Source organism: Lysinibacillus sp. TE18511 (genome assembly GCF_054062295.1).
The window spans coordinates 1-15,883 of sequence record NZ_JBSSFD010000022.1 but is presented as its reverse complement, the minus strand read 5'-3'; the positions used below and the strand labels follow the sequence as shown (position 1 = coordinate 15,883).

Here is a 15,883-nt window from a genome sequence, read left to right as displayed (position 1 = left end):
TCTACTAAGAAGGGACAGAGACTTATGCACTTACATAAGTATGAGAAATATTGGCTTGTGTTTGGAGTTACTACTTTAGTAGCATTCCTGATCATTCTCGGCATCGGTGCATTTCATCAAGGTTCACATCCGAACATTGGTAAAAAAACACTAGATTATGAGAAAGTAAAAGAATTTCCACCTTTCGATAATCCTGGTGTTCATAAAGTCGAAGGTAAGGATTGGGATTATGAAGTTGTTGTTTTAGCATCCGCATTTTATTACAACCCACCTGAAATTGAAGTTCCGCTTGGCGCAAAGGTGAAATTTATCGCAACAAGCGAAGATGTGATGCACGGTTTTGAGGTTGCAGGTACAAATATTAATATGATGCTTGAACCTGGTTATATTTCTGAATATGTAACAGAAGTAAATAAAGTAGGCGAGTTTTTAATTGTATGTAATGAGTACTGTGGTACAGGACATACGATGATGCACTCTATGCTAAAGGTGGTGGATCCAAATGAGTCTAAATAATAATTTGACTAAGGTGGATCATCGTGATGCGAAGCTTGCAATGGCACATATTTACGTGGCATTCATCGCATTGTTATTAGGAGGTCTTGCAGGTTTATTACAAGTTTTCGTACGCTCTGGTCAATTCACATTACCAGCAGGCATTGGTTACTATCAAATTTTAACTGTACACGGTGTTTTACTCGGACTTATTTTAACAACGTTCTTCATTTATGGTTTCCAAATTGCTAGTGTTAGCCGTACGTCCGGGACATTTACAGCTAGTCAACGTCGTCTTGGCTGGATCGGCTTCTGGTTAATGACAATTGGTACAGCTGCTGCTGCAACAATGGTTTTACTTAACAAAGCAACTGTTTTATATACGTTCTATGCACCACTGAAAGCTCACTGGATTTTCTATTTAGGCCTTACATTAGTCGTTGTCGGTTCTTGGGTTGGCGGCGCAGGTCAAATTTTACGGTATGCACAGTGGCGGAAAGAAAACAAAGGAAGCGGACAACGAAGCCCATTACTATCATTTATGGTTGTTGTTAACAATCTCATGTGGTTCGTAGCAACTTTAGGCGTAGCTACTTCTGTTCTATTCCAGCTACTTCCATGGTCATTAGGCTTCATCGAACGTGTTGACGTAGCATTATCACGTACATTATTCTGGTATTTCGGTCATGCTCTTGTGTACTTCTGGTTATTACCAGCTTACATGATTTGGTATGTCATTATTCCAAAGGTTATTGGTGGAAAAATTTTCTCAGATTCTTTAGCAAGACTGTCATTTATGCTGTTCTTAATTTTCTCTGTACCAGTTGGTATTCATCACCAATTAACAGAGCCTGGTATTGATAGTACATGGAAATTCATACAAGTTGTTTTAACATTTGCCGTAATCGTACCATCTTTAATGACTGCCTTTTCAATGTTTGCAATGTTTGAATTACGTGGTCGTGAATTAGGTGGTAAAGGGCTTTTCGGTTGGTTTAAAAAATTACCATGGAAAGATGCTCGTTTCTTCGTACCATTTATCGGTATGGTGGCATTTATTCCTGGTGGTGCAGGCGGTATCGTCAATGCGTCTTACCAAATGAACCAACTAATCCATAATACCATTTGGGTGACAGGACACTTCCATTTAACAATTGCAACAACAGTCGTATTAACTTATTTCGGTGCTGCATTTTGGTTAATTCCTCATTTAACAGGTCGCACACTGACTAAATCTTTAAACAATCTTGGTAATTTTGCTGGTATTTTATGGGCAACTGGTATGACAATTATGTCTTCTGCTATGCATATAGCTGGTCTTATTGGCGCACCTCGCCGCTCTGATTACTCTGAGTATGGTGGTGCTCAACAAGCTTATGATTGGATTCCTTATCAAATTGCGCAAGCAGTTGGTGGCACGATCCTATTCATCGCCATCTTAGTCATTATTTATATTGTGGTGAAATTAGCCTGGTTTGCGCCAAAAGGCGAAGAGGAGTTCCCGGTTGGTGAAGTACATGAAAATGGCGGAACAACACCAGCTATTTTAGAAAACTTTAAAGTATGGCTTGTTATTTTAGTAGCATTAATTTTATTTGCCTATACGATCCCAATTTTCGATATCATTGCTAATTCTCCACCTGGCTCTAAAGGCTATCAACTTTGGTAACAATCTTTAGCGTCTTCAAAAAAGCGATTTCTCTAGTTGAGAAATCGCTTTTTCCGAATGTTGATAGCATAATATTCAAAGAAATATTCGAGAATGTTGCGTTTAAATGCGTGGGATTCCCGTAACCTACCAGCATCCGCAAGACGTTCTGTTACTTCAATGTCTTCTGGACTTGGTGCTGAATCGCCTAATGGGAGGAAATGAGTATGTATTGTAGTTTTAAAAAAGTTTCATTAAGCTAACTTAATAAACCTTAATAAAAGAGCAAATAAAAAAGTGTGTTTTGAAACAAGATTGTTTAAAATACACTTTTTCTATATTAAATCATCTTTTAATAAAAGTTTATAATTTTTCTGTGACCTCCAAAAGTAGGACTCCCATTTTGAGCTTAGCTATTCAACTAATACAAATTTATCTTTATTATTTTCATCAACTAGCTGATTAATTTCATTTTTAATAAGAGATAGATATATCTCTTCATCATACTCAATGAAATCTAATTCACTTATTAACGTGTTAAACCTATGGAGATGATAATAATAATGATATTTTTCTGATAGACCCTTACCTAAATCATACCAATACGTGAATTGTTCCAGGTCTTTTTCTTTTAAGAATTCACAATAGAAATAGATTGCCTCTACATAGTAATATTTTATGTGAGTGAGCTTATCAATCGCATTTTCAAAAAGCGTAGATTTATAGGTTACATCTTCCTCAATTAATGCTAACATTAGAGCTTTTATGCCCATTGTATAAGGGTTGGTTACAACTAATTTATCGATTACCTCACTATTAATCATTCCTAACTTAGTTTTAATATAGTTTGTTTGCATTAATTCTATATACTGTTTATTATAAATGCCAGCTTCAATATATGATTCAAGCTCCTCAAGATTAATTTTTCCTGTATTTAGTTTAACTTCAAATTGGAAAAAATCTTCTTTTCTCGTGTATTCTTCAACAGCCTTATAGGCACCAAGCTTAAATAAAATGCTATAAATTTGCCCTCTCGCGTAGTTGCTATTTTTTATATAAAACTCTATCACTTGGTATTCATAACCTTCTAAAGCATATAAATGAAGTGCATAACTAATGATTATTTTTTTTATAAATGGATCAGTGTCTGGTTCAATGTTATCTAAAGATTCAACAGAGATTTCAGAAATTAAAAAATTAAATGCTGCTTCAAAGTCTCCCTCATAATATTTTAAATATGCAATAAGTATGTCCCTCAGTAAAGGTCCATTAGTTACACCCTGAAATAATTTATCAAATTTTGTTAATTTCATACGGAACTTTTTTAACTGTCCTATTCCATGATAGTATTTTGTGAGTGTTTCTATATAAAAAATATAATCCTTGTTTTCATAGTTAAGCTTTTCTAGGTAATCTAAAGATTTTAGAAAATTATCTTCATTTTTATCAAAAACTGATAAGCTTTCTACTCTATACTCATCGAATCTCTCATCTAATATTTCTAATAGATATCGATTAAAGGCGTACGCTCTTTTATAATATTTATACTTCTCCTCTTCCGATCTTTTATTGAAGTGGAACTCAGCAAATCTACCAATTATTGATTGTAGGGAAATAAAACCTCCATTTATTTCTATTAATGATTTATTTTCCAAGCTTCGTATTTCTTTATTGGTAATTTTATAGATATCTGTCTTGAATTCATCAGTTTTAAAGAAATCCTTAAACGATTCCATATGTATTCCATTAGGGAACAGAGACAAAAGTTCAAAACCTAATTGTTCCCTTGGTGTTAATCGTTTATAGGAATAGTAAATAGACTGATATAAAGACACAGACCTTTCGATATTACCATCTACTTTCTTATCGAATATATCTATGTACCCCGTGTTTGTAGCTCTGAAAAAGTCCTCTTTTAGTTCCTCCCTTAATGCATCCATTCTAATGAATTTAGGAAGATTTTGTGTGACAATTTTAATTGCTAATGGATTATTGTTTAATAATTTTTCAAGAATATCTTCTTTTAATATTTTTCTGTCATCTTCCTTGAGCATTGATGGGTAAAGTCTTTCAAAGAGAGCCTCAGCTTCTTCAGAAGTAAAGTTTCGCAACTCATGCATTTCTTCAAATTCAAAACCTATCCACTCTCTTGAAGTAATAATAACAGTTTTATAATCACTAATAAATGTAATTAAATTCTTCATTTTTTCAATGTCTTCTAAGTATAATAAGGGTTCGAAATTATCTAATATTATTAATGAGTCAGATTTATTTTCGTAATTACTTATATGTTCCACAAAGTCTATTGAACCTTCTAGGTTAAAGGTTCTAGCGATATTCTTTTCAAAAGTCTTATAATCCTTAACAAATTCACAGTCAATAAAATCAATTCCATCTTTAAATAGTCCTCGTTCATAAAACTCTAGTGCAATTTTTTTTACTGTTGAAGTTTTTCCAATACCCCCTGAACCTTTAATTGTGACTATTTTATCTTGGCGGCTTACTATAATTTTTCGAATAATATCAGTAATATCAATTTTTCTACCCACAAAATTAATGAGATTCTTTTTTTCTATATTGTTAGATATGTGATTACCATAATTTTTATTTTTGACAAGTCCTTTACCCTTATTTACGGAAGTTACAAAAAAACTTGAACGGTTATAAATAATAGAGTTGCTCAAGTTGTCTAGTTCGATTTTTTTAAATAATTTAAATAATAAATTATTTAAATTCCCCTCATATTGAACAACTGCAATTGGATAACTAAGGCTCTCGCTGTCAGTCAGGTCAGTTACTTTATCTAAAAACAAAAATATCCCATCTGGTTTTAGTATTGCTAGTTGATCTTCTAACCGTTTTATTGTTATTGTTTTTTTTCTAAAATATTCATCTTCAATTATGATTCTTTTTTGAATTTCTTTTGTAAAAATAAATAAATAATTATAGGATTCAAGTTCATTTAAGTTCTCTTCAGTCAAGTGATAACAATCGATATTAATATTAAATTTATTAAAATATTTTAATAAATCATCTAAATTGTAATAAGGGTCTGAATCTATAGGATTACAATAAAGTATTGCAATTTTGAATACACTATCTTCGACTAGAGCTAATTGAGGGTCTTTCTTCTTCACAATTTCATTAGTGATCTGGGGCAAGAGTGAATTTTCTTTTTTTTCCATTAAAAAATCCAGAAATTCAGGTAGTTCCTTCCAAGAATCGATAGATATAGGCATTAAATTATAATCCGAAAAATCAACATGTTCTGTAGTTAGTATATAATGAGTTTTATTAAAATTATTATACACATCGCAAATGTATTTAAATGTTTCTTTTACATATTCATCATTAAAACTAAAGCCTATAAATAATATTGTTTTATCTGATATAATTGATTTTAAACGATCTATAGCAGCAGTTGTGGTATACAAAGCTTTATAGTCGTCTCTAAAAAGAACACAGCTTTCTGGTTTCTCGATACATCCATGAATTTTAAATATATATTCTTTATAATCTGGTAACCGAGCTAAATGAAAAGTATCATCATGTACAATCTTCTTAAAATTAGGTAATGCATTTTCTAAAATCATGTCATAGTTTGTAGTTATTATTTTTGAACACACATTTCCAATCTTTTTAGGTATACTAAGATCTAAATCAATTATATTACGATTAATGCTGGATTCCAAAACTTCATATACTCTTCCTCGATTACCTGGGTTCATTATCAGTAATCTATCAAGTATCTCTATTTCAGAAAAAATATTTTCTTCTAATACTTTTTTTAACCCTTCATACTTTTTGTCGTCAATTGAAAGCTGATTAAGTATATCAAAGACTAATTCTTTCCAAGAAGGAAATTCATAATTCTTAGATAAACCTGCACCAACAAATACTAATAAGTTATCATTTTGTATTGCATTTATTAAATCTATATTAATCTTATACTCTTTCATAATTTGTTCTCCAATCATTATTTAATAGAATTACCAATTTACAAACCGTTTTTTCACAATATTACATATAATTATACATATTCCATAATATTAACAAAAGAAAAAGAATGCTCAAACAACAATTTCTAGTAAAACGTGCTGAGAGCAGAACAATTAAGTTGACAACAACCCTTAGATTATATTTGTAGAGTAGTTAGTTTTTCTGTTTTCCAATGTTATGTTTATTACAGTTTCTATGCCACGTTTTACACCATTTTTGAATGGATCTAACTATCCTCTTAATAATCTGTAGAATTATACTATCCCAATTTTCGATATCATTGCTAATTCTCCACCTGGCTCTAAAGGCTATCAACTTTGGTAACAATCTTTAGCATCTTCAAAAAAGCGATTTCTCTAGTTGAGAAATCGCTTTTTTCATTAAAGTTGATACAGCTTCGTATACTTTTCTTGTAAATAGTTTGCTAAATATTTAGCATTTAAGCCTTCCCCTGTCGCCTCCTGTAGTAATTCAAACGGCTTTTTCAGTGCACCATATTGATGGACTTTATCTGTTAACCATTCCCGAATTGGTAGAAGCTCACCCTTTTCTAACAGCTCATCAAAGTTTGGAATATCTTTATCCATGGCATGCTTCCATTGCGCAGCATAAATCATGCCTAAAGCATAGGATGGGAAATAACCAAACATGCCTCCTGACCAATGCATATCTTGTAATACGCCTATTGCATCTGTTTCAGGACGAATACCTAAATATTCTTCGTACTTATCATTCCATACTTGCGGAAGATCCTTTGCTTGAAGATCGCCATTGAATAGGTCACGTTCAATTTCATAACGAATCATAATATGTAGTGGATATGTTAACTCATCCGCTTCAATACGAATAAAAGAAGGCTCTACCATATTAATTGCTCGAAGGAAATCAGCTAAAGCTATATCTCCAAACTGTGCAGGTGAATACTTTTGAAGGCGCTCATAGTTATGCTCCCAGAACTTTTCGTTCCTACCAACAAAATTTTCATAAAATAAAGATTGCGATTCATGGATACCCATGGATGTACCTGTTGCTAATGGTAAACCACCAAGCTTAGCATCGATGTTTTGTTCATACATGGCATGTCCACACTCATGAATTGTGCCAAAAATTGCTGAACGGAAATCATTTTCATCATATTTCGTTGTAATACGATTATCTCCATGATTCAACCCAATCATAAATGGATGCACACTTTCATCCAAGCGACCTGCCTCAAAGTCATAGCCTAGTTGCGCTAACATTTCTAATGATAATGCACGCTGTGACTCTCGCGGGAAATGCTTAAATAACATGCTTGTATCTGGTTTATTTGGTGAAGCTGTAATTTTTTGCACAAGAGAAACAATTGTTTCACGTAATTCACCGAATACTTGGTCTAAAACATCTGTCGTCATATCCGGTTCATATAAATCTAATAATGTATTGTATGGAGACCCGTTTTTAATACCCCAATATTGAATAAATTTCTTCTGCCAGCTTATAATTTCCTCTAAATAAGGTAGGAATGAAGCATAATTATTAGTTGCTTTTGCCTCTTCCCAAGCTGTTTCTGCTTTTGATTGTAGAATAACGTATTCTTTATATTCATCAGCAGGAATTTTTTTATTTTGATCGTAATTTTTGCGTACTTCTTCCACTAAACGCTGCGTAACATAATCGAGTTCTGCCTTTTGTGCCTCTAGAACAGTTAATAACTCCCCTAATTCTTCACTAGTTTGCATATCAAACAAGGAGGCGGATAATGTTCCAACTACCTCTGCGCGTTGTGCTAATCCCTTCTTAGGTGCACCAGTGCGCATATCCCAATAAATCACATTGAGCGCTTCTTCATAGTGCTGCATTTTTTTCACATAGTCTGTAAATTGTTGTACAGTCATACTATCATCCTCCTTTTTCACGCTACTAGTTTATCATATTTTCGAATATTTTGTATATTATGGACAAACTTCCCTTGTATAAATGGTAAGAAAATTTAATCTATTACCGCAGGAATAATATGCTCTTTAATTAATAACCATCTATCGCGTGGATTCATCATAAATTCTGATGTAATTGCCACAACCATATTCATTTTCGGTATACAACAAATCATATTGCCTCCATCCCCTATTGCTGCATATGTAAAAATTCCATCTTCTTGTCGTAGCCACCATAAATACCCGTAATTATTATCGTTCAACTCTGTTGTTTCACGAATCCATCTCTCAGGAAGAATCTCGTTATTACCCCAAACGCCATTGTTTAAATAGAGGTAGCCAAATCGTGCCATATCACGAGTAGTTAAAGTTAGCCCCCATCCACCTGTCGAGTTACCGTTTGGATCGTGAACCCACCCTTTTACGTTTTTCCCGAATAAATCATCAAACCCATATGCATCCATTCGATAGTCAGGAATTTCTTTCATGCCAAGCGGTGTAAATAAATGTTCATTCGCGAACGCACGAGCATTCTTGCCTGTACTTCGAGTAAGAATGGCTGACAGTAAATGAGCCCCTGCTGTGGAATACTTAAACGTGCCCACATCCCCCTTTTCCCCCATAATATCTAGCGTATACTGTACCCAGTCCTGTTGCTGACAAAGTATATCTAATGGTTCATGCCAGTCCTCAAATGGATATGGTACCGTCATCGTAAGAAGATGACGTAAAGTAATATCATGTTTTTTAGCATCTAAAATATATTCAGGGAAAAAATCCAACACTTTCTGTTCAACGCTTTTAATATAACCTTTAGCAATTGCGATACCAATAAGTGCAGATAGGACACTTTTTGTTATAGATGCTACATGATGAGTATCTTCACGACCTTTGCCATGAAAATATTTTTCATAAGCTAAACAACCATTTCTGGCAATAACAATGCCATTTATATTGCTATACTCACTTGTTATCGTCTGCTCTAGCTCGGATAGCTTATTACTGTCCATCTTTACGTTCTTCGATTCTACCATTTGCCAATTGATTGTTGTTTGCATAGGAACCTCCCAATGTTGGTTTTGTCATTTCTTCTTTACCGGAAAATATACCTCTGTTACATAATTTTCAGGAACATTTGCTAGATTTGGATCTGTTATGTATATTTCATATGGTGGCAGTATCAATTCATACCCCTCTTTTTCAGTCCATTCAATTAAATTAGCATAGACTGATGATAACTCTGGATAAGCTCCCTTTAACATTGATTTTGCACAAAGTCCTCCGGGTAAATCTCTTGTCCCTTTGACAGCCTCGGCTATTGGGATGGCAAACTCAGTATCATTGCCAGCAGGATTAAATTCAGGGCTATGGTAAATCGTCATCGGCTTACCAAGTAATGTGAGCTTCTCCGTCGCAATCTTTTGATATATTTCACTAAAATAATTGCCATATCCCGATGCATAGTCATCACTACTCATCATCTGGCGCTTATAAAGGATATTCATTGGCTTTGTTTCAACAAGCTGCACTTGAATATTTTCAAGGTAAGACATAATGGATGTACCGTTCTCTAAACATAAAATATCTTCGCTCATTTGTTTCAACGTATTTTCATAAGCCTTTATTTTTTCCCGCATTTCTCTTTCCTTCTGACGGAGCATTAAAAAGAGCTTTTCTTCTCCTTGATGTTCTTCCATTTCTATAATGGCCCTAATATCTTCAAGTGAAAATTGATAAGATTTTAGTCGATTTATAAAGAGCATCTTTTTTAATTGCTTAATAGAATAATATCTATAACCATTTTCTACATTAATCTCATCAGGATTAATTAATCCAATTTCATCGTAATATCGAAGTGTTTTTGTAGATACACCACATATTTTCGAGAATTCTCCTATTGAGAGCACAAAACCACCTCACTCAAAGATTTGTTATTGCTACAATTCATTTATACACCTTCCCCTTAGGGCAAAGTCAATCAAGATTTATGCTTTACTCCCTTTAACTTTCCTTGACTGAAAACTTTTATTGACCGTTTAGTACAAAAAAGATATTCTATTAATGTATGTGGGAGGAGGATAAATTTGAATAAACGAGGCAGACCCCGAGAGTTTGAGTATTCCTCAATTGTAGATGTCGCCATGAAAACCTTTTGGAAAAGAGGATATGAGGGGTGTTCTACACAGGATTTATGCAATGATACTGGACTTGGGAAAGGCAGCTTATACAATGCTTTTGGTAGTAAACATGAACTGTATGAACAAGTATTAGAACGCTATCATGAAACTGGGATTAGGGAACAAATGAAATTGCTAGATGCTCCAATCCTAGTTAAAGAACGATTAAGTAATTTTTTTCAATGGGCATTGAAAGAAGACTTTGAGAACAGTGATCAAAAAGGATGTTTATTAATTAATGCCGGCGTGGAACGAGCTCAAAACGATTCAGCGGTTCAGGAAATTTTCTCACGACATGTCGAGCTTCTTAGACAAGCTATTGAAAAAGTAATGGAGGAAGGATTGCAAACTGGCGAATTTTCAAAAAAGCAAACAGCTGAGGAATTAGCTAGTCTATTTTTAAGCAGTTATTACGGGTTTCGTGTTCTTAATGTTTCGATGCAAAATCGGATGTTGTCTGAGCAGATTATGAAAGGAACATTGGAATCTATTTTTGGCGCTTAGTGCGCTCTTTTTTAGCATCATTTTTGTACCAAGCGTTACAATAATAAATTAGGAGTGTTTTTATGCCATCGATTATTTATTTACTAGCTTTAGCAATTTTTTGTATGACTACATCTGAGTTTATGGTTGCAGGTATGATGAACGAGCTTGCTCTAGCATTTCGGGTTTCTGTATCTTCAATCGGGTATTTAATTACAGCTTATGCAGGAGCAATGGTAGTAGGAGGACCTATTTTAACTGCAACTCTTCTACGAATACGCAGTAAACAAGCATTATTATTTTTAATGTTTGTATTTTTAATCGGCCAGTCACTTGGAGCTATCGCTTGGAACTATGATAGTATGATGGTTTCACGCATTATTACCGGCATTGCTTCATCTTCAGCATTTGGTGTTGCCATTTCCTTTTCTGCAACATTGGTTCCCCCTAATTCAAGAGGAAAAGCTGCATCTATTGTTCTTGCAGGTTTAATGATCGCAACAGTCTTAGGCTTACCTATAACAACAGTTATCTCGCAAAATTTTGGCTGGCGTATTAGTTTTGGCTTTGTTTCTATTCTCGTACTAGTTTCCGGGATTTTGATTCAATTGTTACTACCATCTTCGCCAAACAAAGAACTATTAAACTGGAAAGACGAGCTCATGAGCTTTAAAAATATTCATCTTTGGGCAGCGTACATAACAAGTATGTTTATTATAGGTGGTACGTTTGCAGCATTTAGCTATTTCACGCCTATCTTTACAAATATCACAGGCTTTTCAAGCGCAAGTATTCCCTATTTACTTGCTCTCTATGGTAGTGCAACAGTAATCGGGAATATAGTGATTGGCAAGTTTGCTGATAAATATACAATGGAAACACTTTTGAGTGGATTGATTATTTTAATCGTAGCATTGTCTTTATTTGCTTTAGGTGCTGAAAATAAATACATTGCAGTTATTACGACTATTTTTATTGGCTTTACTGGTGTTGCAATGAATCCAGCTATGGTGGCGAGAGTGATGAAAACAGCTAATAATAGCACGATGATCAATACCATTCATAGTTCTTTTATTACGCTTGGTATTGTTATTGGTTCATCACTTGGCGGTCTAGGTATTAGTAAGGGATATGGCTATATATCACCACTGTGGATTGGCGTTAGTTTAGCTATCCTAGGATTACTATCATTATTCCCCTATTTACATAAAAGGAAGAAAAATTAATGGGTACTACATCACATGTGTTCCGATGACTATCAAGCTGTTTTTCAGCAAGTGTGCCTAAACATTCACCCTATTTTAAATTGCTCAATTTGAGTTGTATATACAAAAGAAGCTCTCCTCATCATTTTCACGATCAAGGAGAGCTTCTACTTTTATATAAATACGGGGAATTTTACTAGCTTTCAAAATCAATTATGCCTCGGCATAATTGCGTCCGGAATCGGCTTTGTGCTTGCACAAAGAACTCCTTTCCGATTTCCGTGACATCCGCCGGAGGCTTTAACTTCTTTCAGCGGATGTTTGGACACTCGCTGAAAAGTGACTTAAAACCGCATTCATCTAACCACCTATAGAGGTGGAAGACTACTGCTGAAAGAAGTTATATGTTCGGTTTCCAATCAAACATTTTTAAGAGCTAAAATTCAGGACAATAGATATATAGTTGGGGATCCAATATATCCTATTGACGAATAGGGTCTGATTACCTTATTTAGATGTTTCGGCAAATTTGTAATACTTGATTGACGGCTTCTGCTGATTGATGGAGCGCCGTTTTTTCTTCATTTGTCAGGTGCAATTCGATAACTGATTCAATGCCATTGCCACCTAATATTGTCGGTACCCCTAAAAATAATTCATGGTAACCGTACTCACCTTCTAAAAGGGCGATAGAAGGAATTATTTTTCGCTGATCTTTCATAATGATTTCTACCATTTGAGCACATGCTGCAGCTGGTGCATAATAAGCACTGCCATTCCCTAACAACCCAACAATTTCTCCGCCACCTTTACGTGTACGTTCTACGATTTGCTGTAGTCTGTCTTGCGGAATCAGTTTTTCTAAGGGAATACCTCCAGCATAAGAATATCGAATTAATGGCACCATTTCGTCGCCATGTCCACCTAAGACGAATCCTGAAACATCCTCTGGAGCAATTTGAAGCTCTTGTGCTACAAATGTATTAAAACGTGCTGTATCTAACACACCTGATTGGCCAATGATACGATTTTTCGGAAAGCCTGTTTCCTTATAGCAAACATAAGTCATAGCATCTACAGGATTGCTTAAAATAAGAACAATGCTGTTAGGTGCATAGTGTTTGATTTGTTTAGAAACTTGTTGAATGATTTTCGCATTCGTCGTCACTAAGTCATCACGACTCATACCAGGTTTACGAGGGATACCAGCTGTAATAATGACAATATTTGCTCCAGCTATATCCTCATAATTACTCGTTCCTTTAATGGAAACATTAAACTTTTCAATCGGTCCTGTTTGTAATAAATCCAGCGCCTTTCCCTTTGTCGGATTTTCCGCTTCTGGAATATCCAACAGAACTACATCTCCTAGCTCTTTTTGTGCTAAAAATAAGCTTAATGTCGCGCCTGTATGACCAGCTCCGATCACAGCGATTTTACTTTTTCGAAATGTCATTAAGCCTCACCTCGATTTTCAGTAGCTGCTGTTTCCGTCGTTTTTTTAGCACGCGTTGATGTTGTAGTCGGTGCTGGCTTTTTCTTTGGTGCTTCTGGTCCTTTAATCATTTGGAACACATCTTCATCAGGTCTCGGAATAACATGAGCGCCTAATAATTCACCGACACGCATTGCAGCGGCTTTTCCAGCTTCTACTGCTGCTTGGACAGAACCAACATCACCCTTCACGACGACTGTCACAATCCCACCATCAACAAACTCTTGCTTGACGATGGTTACATCTGATGACTTAATCATCGCATCAGCAGCTTCGTAAGAGCCTACTAATCCTTTTGTCTCAATCATTCCAATAGCGCTACTCATTCTCTTCACCTCGCATAACTTCCGTAGAATCAATAATACCTATAACAACTGCATCGATAGGTAATGGATTGTCTGTCATAATATATCGTGATGATCCACCACTCGTAATGAGCACATCATCTCCAATTCCCGCCCCGATCCGGTCAGCTGCTACAATTTCTGTGCGAATCGGCTGTTGATTGGAATCGATTGGTTGAATAATTAATAATTTTAAGCCATTCAACCCTTCTTCTTTACGTGTTGCCCATACACTACCTATCACTCTTCCCATCTGCATGAACTTCACCCTCTTTATTCTGCCTGGACTTTTCTAATTACTAGAGCGAATTGTTAACGTTTTATTCAACTCTCTTATTTTGTCATAAGCCAATGCTGTCACAATTGTTTTTTTAGGAACAACAATTTCCTTTGCTTCTATTTCAAGTACTTCTACCTGCGAAAGTAGCTTCTTATCAAAATGATAGATCGATGGTTTGTCAGCTTGGCTTACGACTGGAGGAAGTTCTTTGACATTCATTTGTTCATTCGCTTGAGCATTGACAATTTCTGCAAAGACACCTTGTTGGATTAAACCTGCATTTGCTTCATCTGTATCGATATGCATCTCCAATCGATAACGCTCAGAAACACGAATTATTACATTTGATAAAATAATGGGTCTTATACCCTCAACTTTGATTTGCACTGATTGTCCATCCGCTACTTGGAAGCGAGCACTGTCAGCTGGTGACATATGAATATGAGCTTGAGCAATAATGAGTCCTTCATTTAGCACGACACTGCCCTTTGGACCAATAAGTGTAACGGGGCTAGAGCCTTTTATATCTCCTGATACTCTTAAAGGCGGCTTAACCCCTAATTTCATTGCGTCTGTCCAGCTAATTTCTACTTGAGATAATGAACGAGCTGGACCTAAAATGCGTACCCGCTCAATGGACCCCTTTGGACCAGCAATAACAACTGTTTCCTCAGCAGCAAACTGGCCTGGCTGTGAAAGCTCAAACTTAGGTGTTAATTGATAATTCTCACCAAAAAGTTTCTCCACTTCCGCTTGTGCAAGATGTACATGTCGTGCTGATACACCAATAGGAATTTTTCCGTCATGTTGAGGGGAAGGCTGATTTTTCAAGACTTGCTGCAATACTTCTTCAACAATTTTTTGGACTAAATTTTCTTGCATCTAACCTCCTCCTTACGTCAATGATCTGACAATTCTTCCTTGCGCTTGCTGTTCAATAAAGCCCGCGTTCGCTTCATCTGTATCGATATGCATCTCTAAACTAAAATCGTTCGACACACGAACTACAACCCCACGAAATGTCACCGGTCGCTCACTATCCACTTCAACACATACTAGTTCATTATTTTGTACGTCCAATGCCAACGCATCTTCTTCCGTCATATGAATATGTGCCTGTGCAATAATGACACCCTGCTCGATCATTATTTCTTTTTCTTGATGAATTAATTTGATGCCAGCTGAACTTTCGATATCACCAGATTGCCTTAAAGGAGGGGTTAATCCCAATTTCATTGCATCTGTTCGACTGATTTCCACCTGTGTTGCCGCTCTTACAGGACCTAATACACGTACATTGTGAAGGACACCTTTTGGTCCCTCTATGGATACACGCTCTTTTGCTGCAAACTGTCCTGGCTGCGAAAGTTCAAAATCCTTTGTTAGCGCCGCATTTGGACCAAAAAGTGCTTGTAAATCCTCTTCACTTACATGTATATGCCGAGCTGAAATGGCCACAGGAAATGATTTTGTCGCTGTTTTCACGTTAGCCACCTCTATATCTTAATTACTGTTGAAAATGAATGGGCAGGATGAGGCACAATGTGATGCACCCTGCCCTTCTCTTTATGTGTTCTTTCCGTCGCTTCGGTTCTTCTTTCCGTCACTTTGGCTTTTCTTTCCGTCGGTTCGGACCTTCATTCCGTCGCTCTGGCTTCTATCCGTCGCTTTGACTCTTTTTTCCGTCACTTTGACTTTTCCTTCCGTCGGTTCGGACCTTTATTCCGTCGCTCTGGCTTCTTTCCTTCGCTTCGGCTTCTCTTTCCGTCGCTCCAGTGATTTCATCCGTCGGTTCGACTTTTCCTTCCGTCGGTTCGGACCTTCATTCCGTCGCTCTGGCT

Annotated in this window: 15 protein-coding genes; 5 read left to right on the top strand and 10 right to left on the bottom strand. The window is 35.8% G+C overall.

Features of this window, described 5'->3' with window-relative positions; all coding sequences use genetic code 11:
* Positions 1-24 precede the first annotated feature (24 nt).
* A complete protein-coding gene (locus tag ACVWXS_RS15760; protein WP_368637369.1) occupies positions 25-516 on the top strand; it encodes a cupredoxin domain-containing protein in 492 nt (163 codons plus the stop codon).
* Positions 503-2,164: a b(o/a)3-type cytochrome-c oxidase subunit 1 gene (locus ACVWXS_RS15755; protein ID WP_456958958.1), complete on the top strand. Its 1,662-nt coding sequence runs from the start codon at positions 503-505 to the stop codon at positions 2,162-2,164. Before ACVWXS_RS15760 ends, ACVWXS_RS15755 begins: the two co-directional genes overlap by 14 nt.
* 32 nt (positions 2,165-2,196) lie before the next feature.
* On the opposite strand, the gene ACVWXS_RS15750 is transcribed toward ACVWXS_RS15755, so the two are convergent.
* From ACVWXS_RS15750 to ACVWXS_RS15730, 5 genes are all read right to left on the bottom strand, one after another.
* The gene (locus ACVWXS_RS15750) at positions 2,197-2,376 is read right to left on the bottom strand and encodes a hypothetical protein (protein ID WP_456959022.1); all 180 of its coding nucleotides are present in this window, start codon (positions 2,374-2,376) and stop codon (positions 2,197-2,199) included.
* A 180-nt stretch (positions 2,377-2,556) separates the two neighbouring features.
* Positions 2,557-6,102, bottom strand: coding sequence for an SIR2 family protein (locus tag ACVWXS_RS15745; RefSeq protein ID WP_456958957.1), 3,546 nt, complete (start codon positions 6,100-6,102; stop codon positions 2,557-2,559).
* Positions 6,103-6,522: 420 nt separating this feature from the next.
* On the bottom strand, positions 6,523-8,019 hold the full coding sequence (locus ACVWXS_RS15740; protein WP_456958956.1) for a carboxypeptidase M32: 1,497 nt from the start codon (positions 8,017-8,019) through the stop codon (positions 6,523-6,525).
* A gap of 95 nt (positions 8,020-8,114) precedes the next feature.
* The gene (locus tag ACVWXS_RS15735) at positions 8,115-9,116 is read right to left on the bottom strand and encodes a serine hydrolase domain-containing protein (RefSeq protein ID WP_456958954.1); all 1,002 of its coding nucleotides are present in this window, start codon (positions 9,114-9,116) and stop codon (positions 8,115-8,117) included.
* Between the two features lie 24 nt (positions 9,117-9,140).
* Positions 9,141-9,965: a MerR family transcriptional regulator gene (locus ACVWXS_RS15730; protein WP_456958953.1), complete on the bottom strand. Its 825-nt coding sequence runs from the start codon at positions 9,963-9,965 to the stop codon at positions 9,141-9,143.
* A 177-nt stretch (positions 9,966-10,142) separates the two neighbouring features.
* On the opposite strand from ACVWXS_RS15730, the gene ACVWXS_RS15725 reads away from it, so the two are divergent.
* Both ACVWXS_RS15725 and ACVWXS_RS15720 read left to right on the top strand, forming a co-directional pair.
* Complete coding sequence (locus ACVWXS_RS15725) at positions 10,143-10,739, top strand: TetR/AcrR family transcriptional regulator (protein ID WP_423474474.1); 597 nt, start codon at positions 10,143-10,145, stop codon at positions 10,737-10,739.
* Positions 10,740-10,801: 62 nt separating this feature from the next.
* A complete protein-coding gene (locus ACVWXS_RS15720) occupies positions 10,802-11,944 on the top strand; it encodes an MFS transporter (RefSeq protein WP_456958952.1) in 1,143 nt (380 codons plus the stop codon).
* Between the two features lie 490 nt (positions 11,945-12,434).
* Here ACVWXS_RS15720 and mdh read toward each other — a convergent pair whose 3' ends face one another.
* From mdh to pduL, 5 genes are read right to left on the bottom strand one after another with little or no spacing between them, the layout of a single operon-like run.
* Positions 12,435-13,379: a malate dehydrogenase gene (gene mdh, locus ACVWXS_RS15715; protein ID WP_427521295.1), complete on the bottom strand. Its 945-nt coding sequence runs from the start codon at positions 13,377-13,379 to the stop codon at positions 12,435-12,437.
* On the bottom strand, positions 13,379-13,744 hold the full coding sequence (locus tag ACVWXS_RS15710; RefSeq protein ID WP_368637361.1) for a BMC domain-containing protein: 366 nt from the start codon (positions 13,742-13,744) through the stop codon (positions 13,379-13,381). The genes mdh and ACVWXS_RS15710 overlap by 1 nt, the downstream gene beginning before the upstream one ends.
* A complete protein-coding gene (locus ACVWXS_RS15705; RefSeq protein WP_368637360.1) occupies positions 13,737-14,021 on the bottom strand; it encodes a EutN/CcmL family microcompartment protein in 285 nt (94 codons plus the stop codon). The genes ACVWXS_RS15710 and ACVWXS_RS15705 overlap by 8 nt, the downstream gene beginning before the upstream one ends.
* A gap of 33 nt (positions 14,022-14,054) precedes the next feature.
* Positions 14,055-14,924, bottom strand: a complete 870-nt coding sequence (locus ACVWXS_RS15700) for a phosphate propanoyltransferase (RefSeq protein ID WP_456958950.1) — start codon at positions 14,922-14,924, stop codon at positions 14,055-14,057.
* A gap of 12 nt (positions 14,925-14,936) precedes the next feature.
* Positions 14,937-15,527, bottom strand: coding sequence for a phosphate propanoyltransferase (gene pduL, locus ACVWXS_RS15695; protein ID WP_368637358.1), 591 nt, complete (start codon positions 15,525-15,527; stop codon positions 14,937-14,939).
* Positions 15,528-15,586: 59 nt separating this feature from the next.
* Between pduL and ACVWXS_RS15690 the strand changes: the two genes are divergently transcribed.
* A complete protein-coding gene (locus ACVWXS_RS15690; protein ID WP_456958949.1) occupies positions 15,587-15,715 on the top strand; it encodes a hypothetical protein in 129 nt (42 codons plus the stop codon).
* Positions 15,716-15,883 lie beyond the last annotated feature (168 nt).

What these genes read in the sequence shown, in the direction of transcription:
- ACVWXS_RS15760 (WP_368637369.1), top strand. Translation starts at nt 25, where the DNA reads ATGCACTTACATAAGTATGAGAAATATTGGCTTGTGTTTGGAGTTACT.
- ACVWXS_RS15755 (WP_456958958.1), top strand. Translation starts at nt 503, where the DNA reads ATGAGTCTAAATAATAATTTGACTAAGGTGGATCATCGTGATGCGAAG.
- ACVWXS_RS15745 (WP_456958957.1), bottom strand. Translation starts at nt 6,102, where the DNA reads ATGAAAGAGTATAAGATTAATATAGATTTAATAAATGCAATACAAAAT.
- ACVWXS_RS15740 (WP_456958956.1), bottom strand. Translation starts at nt 8,019, where the DNA reads ATGACTGTACAACAATTTACAGACTATGTGAAAAAAATGCAGCACTAT.
- ACVWXS_RS15735 (WP_456958954.1), bottom strand. Translation starts at nt 9,116, where the DNA reads ATGCAAACAACAATCAATTGGCAAATGGTAGAATCGAAGAACGTAAAG.
- ACVWXS_RS15720 (WP_456958952.1), top strand. Translation starts at nt 10,802, where the DNA reads ATGCCATCGATTATTTATTTACTAGCTTTAGCAATTTTTTGTATGACT.
- mdh (WP_427521295.1), bottom strand. Translation starts at nt 13,379, where the DNA reads ATGACATTTCGAAAAAGTAAAATCGCTGTGATCGGAGCTGGTCATACA.
- ACVWXS_RS15710 (WP_368637361.1), bottom strand. Translation starts at nt 13,744, where the DNA reads ATGAGTAGCGCTATTGGAATGATTGAGACAAAAGGATTAGTAGGCTCT.
- ACVWXS_RS15705 (WP_368637360.1), bottom strand. Translation starts at nt 14,021, where the DNA reads ATGCAGATGGGAAGAGTGATAGGTAGTGTATGGGCAACACGTAAAGAA.
- ACVWXS_RS15700 (WP_456958950.1), bottom strand. Translation starts at nt 14,924, where the DNA reads ATGCAAGAAAATTTAGTCCAAAAAATTGTTGAAGAAGTATTGCAGCAA.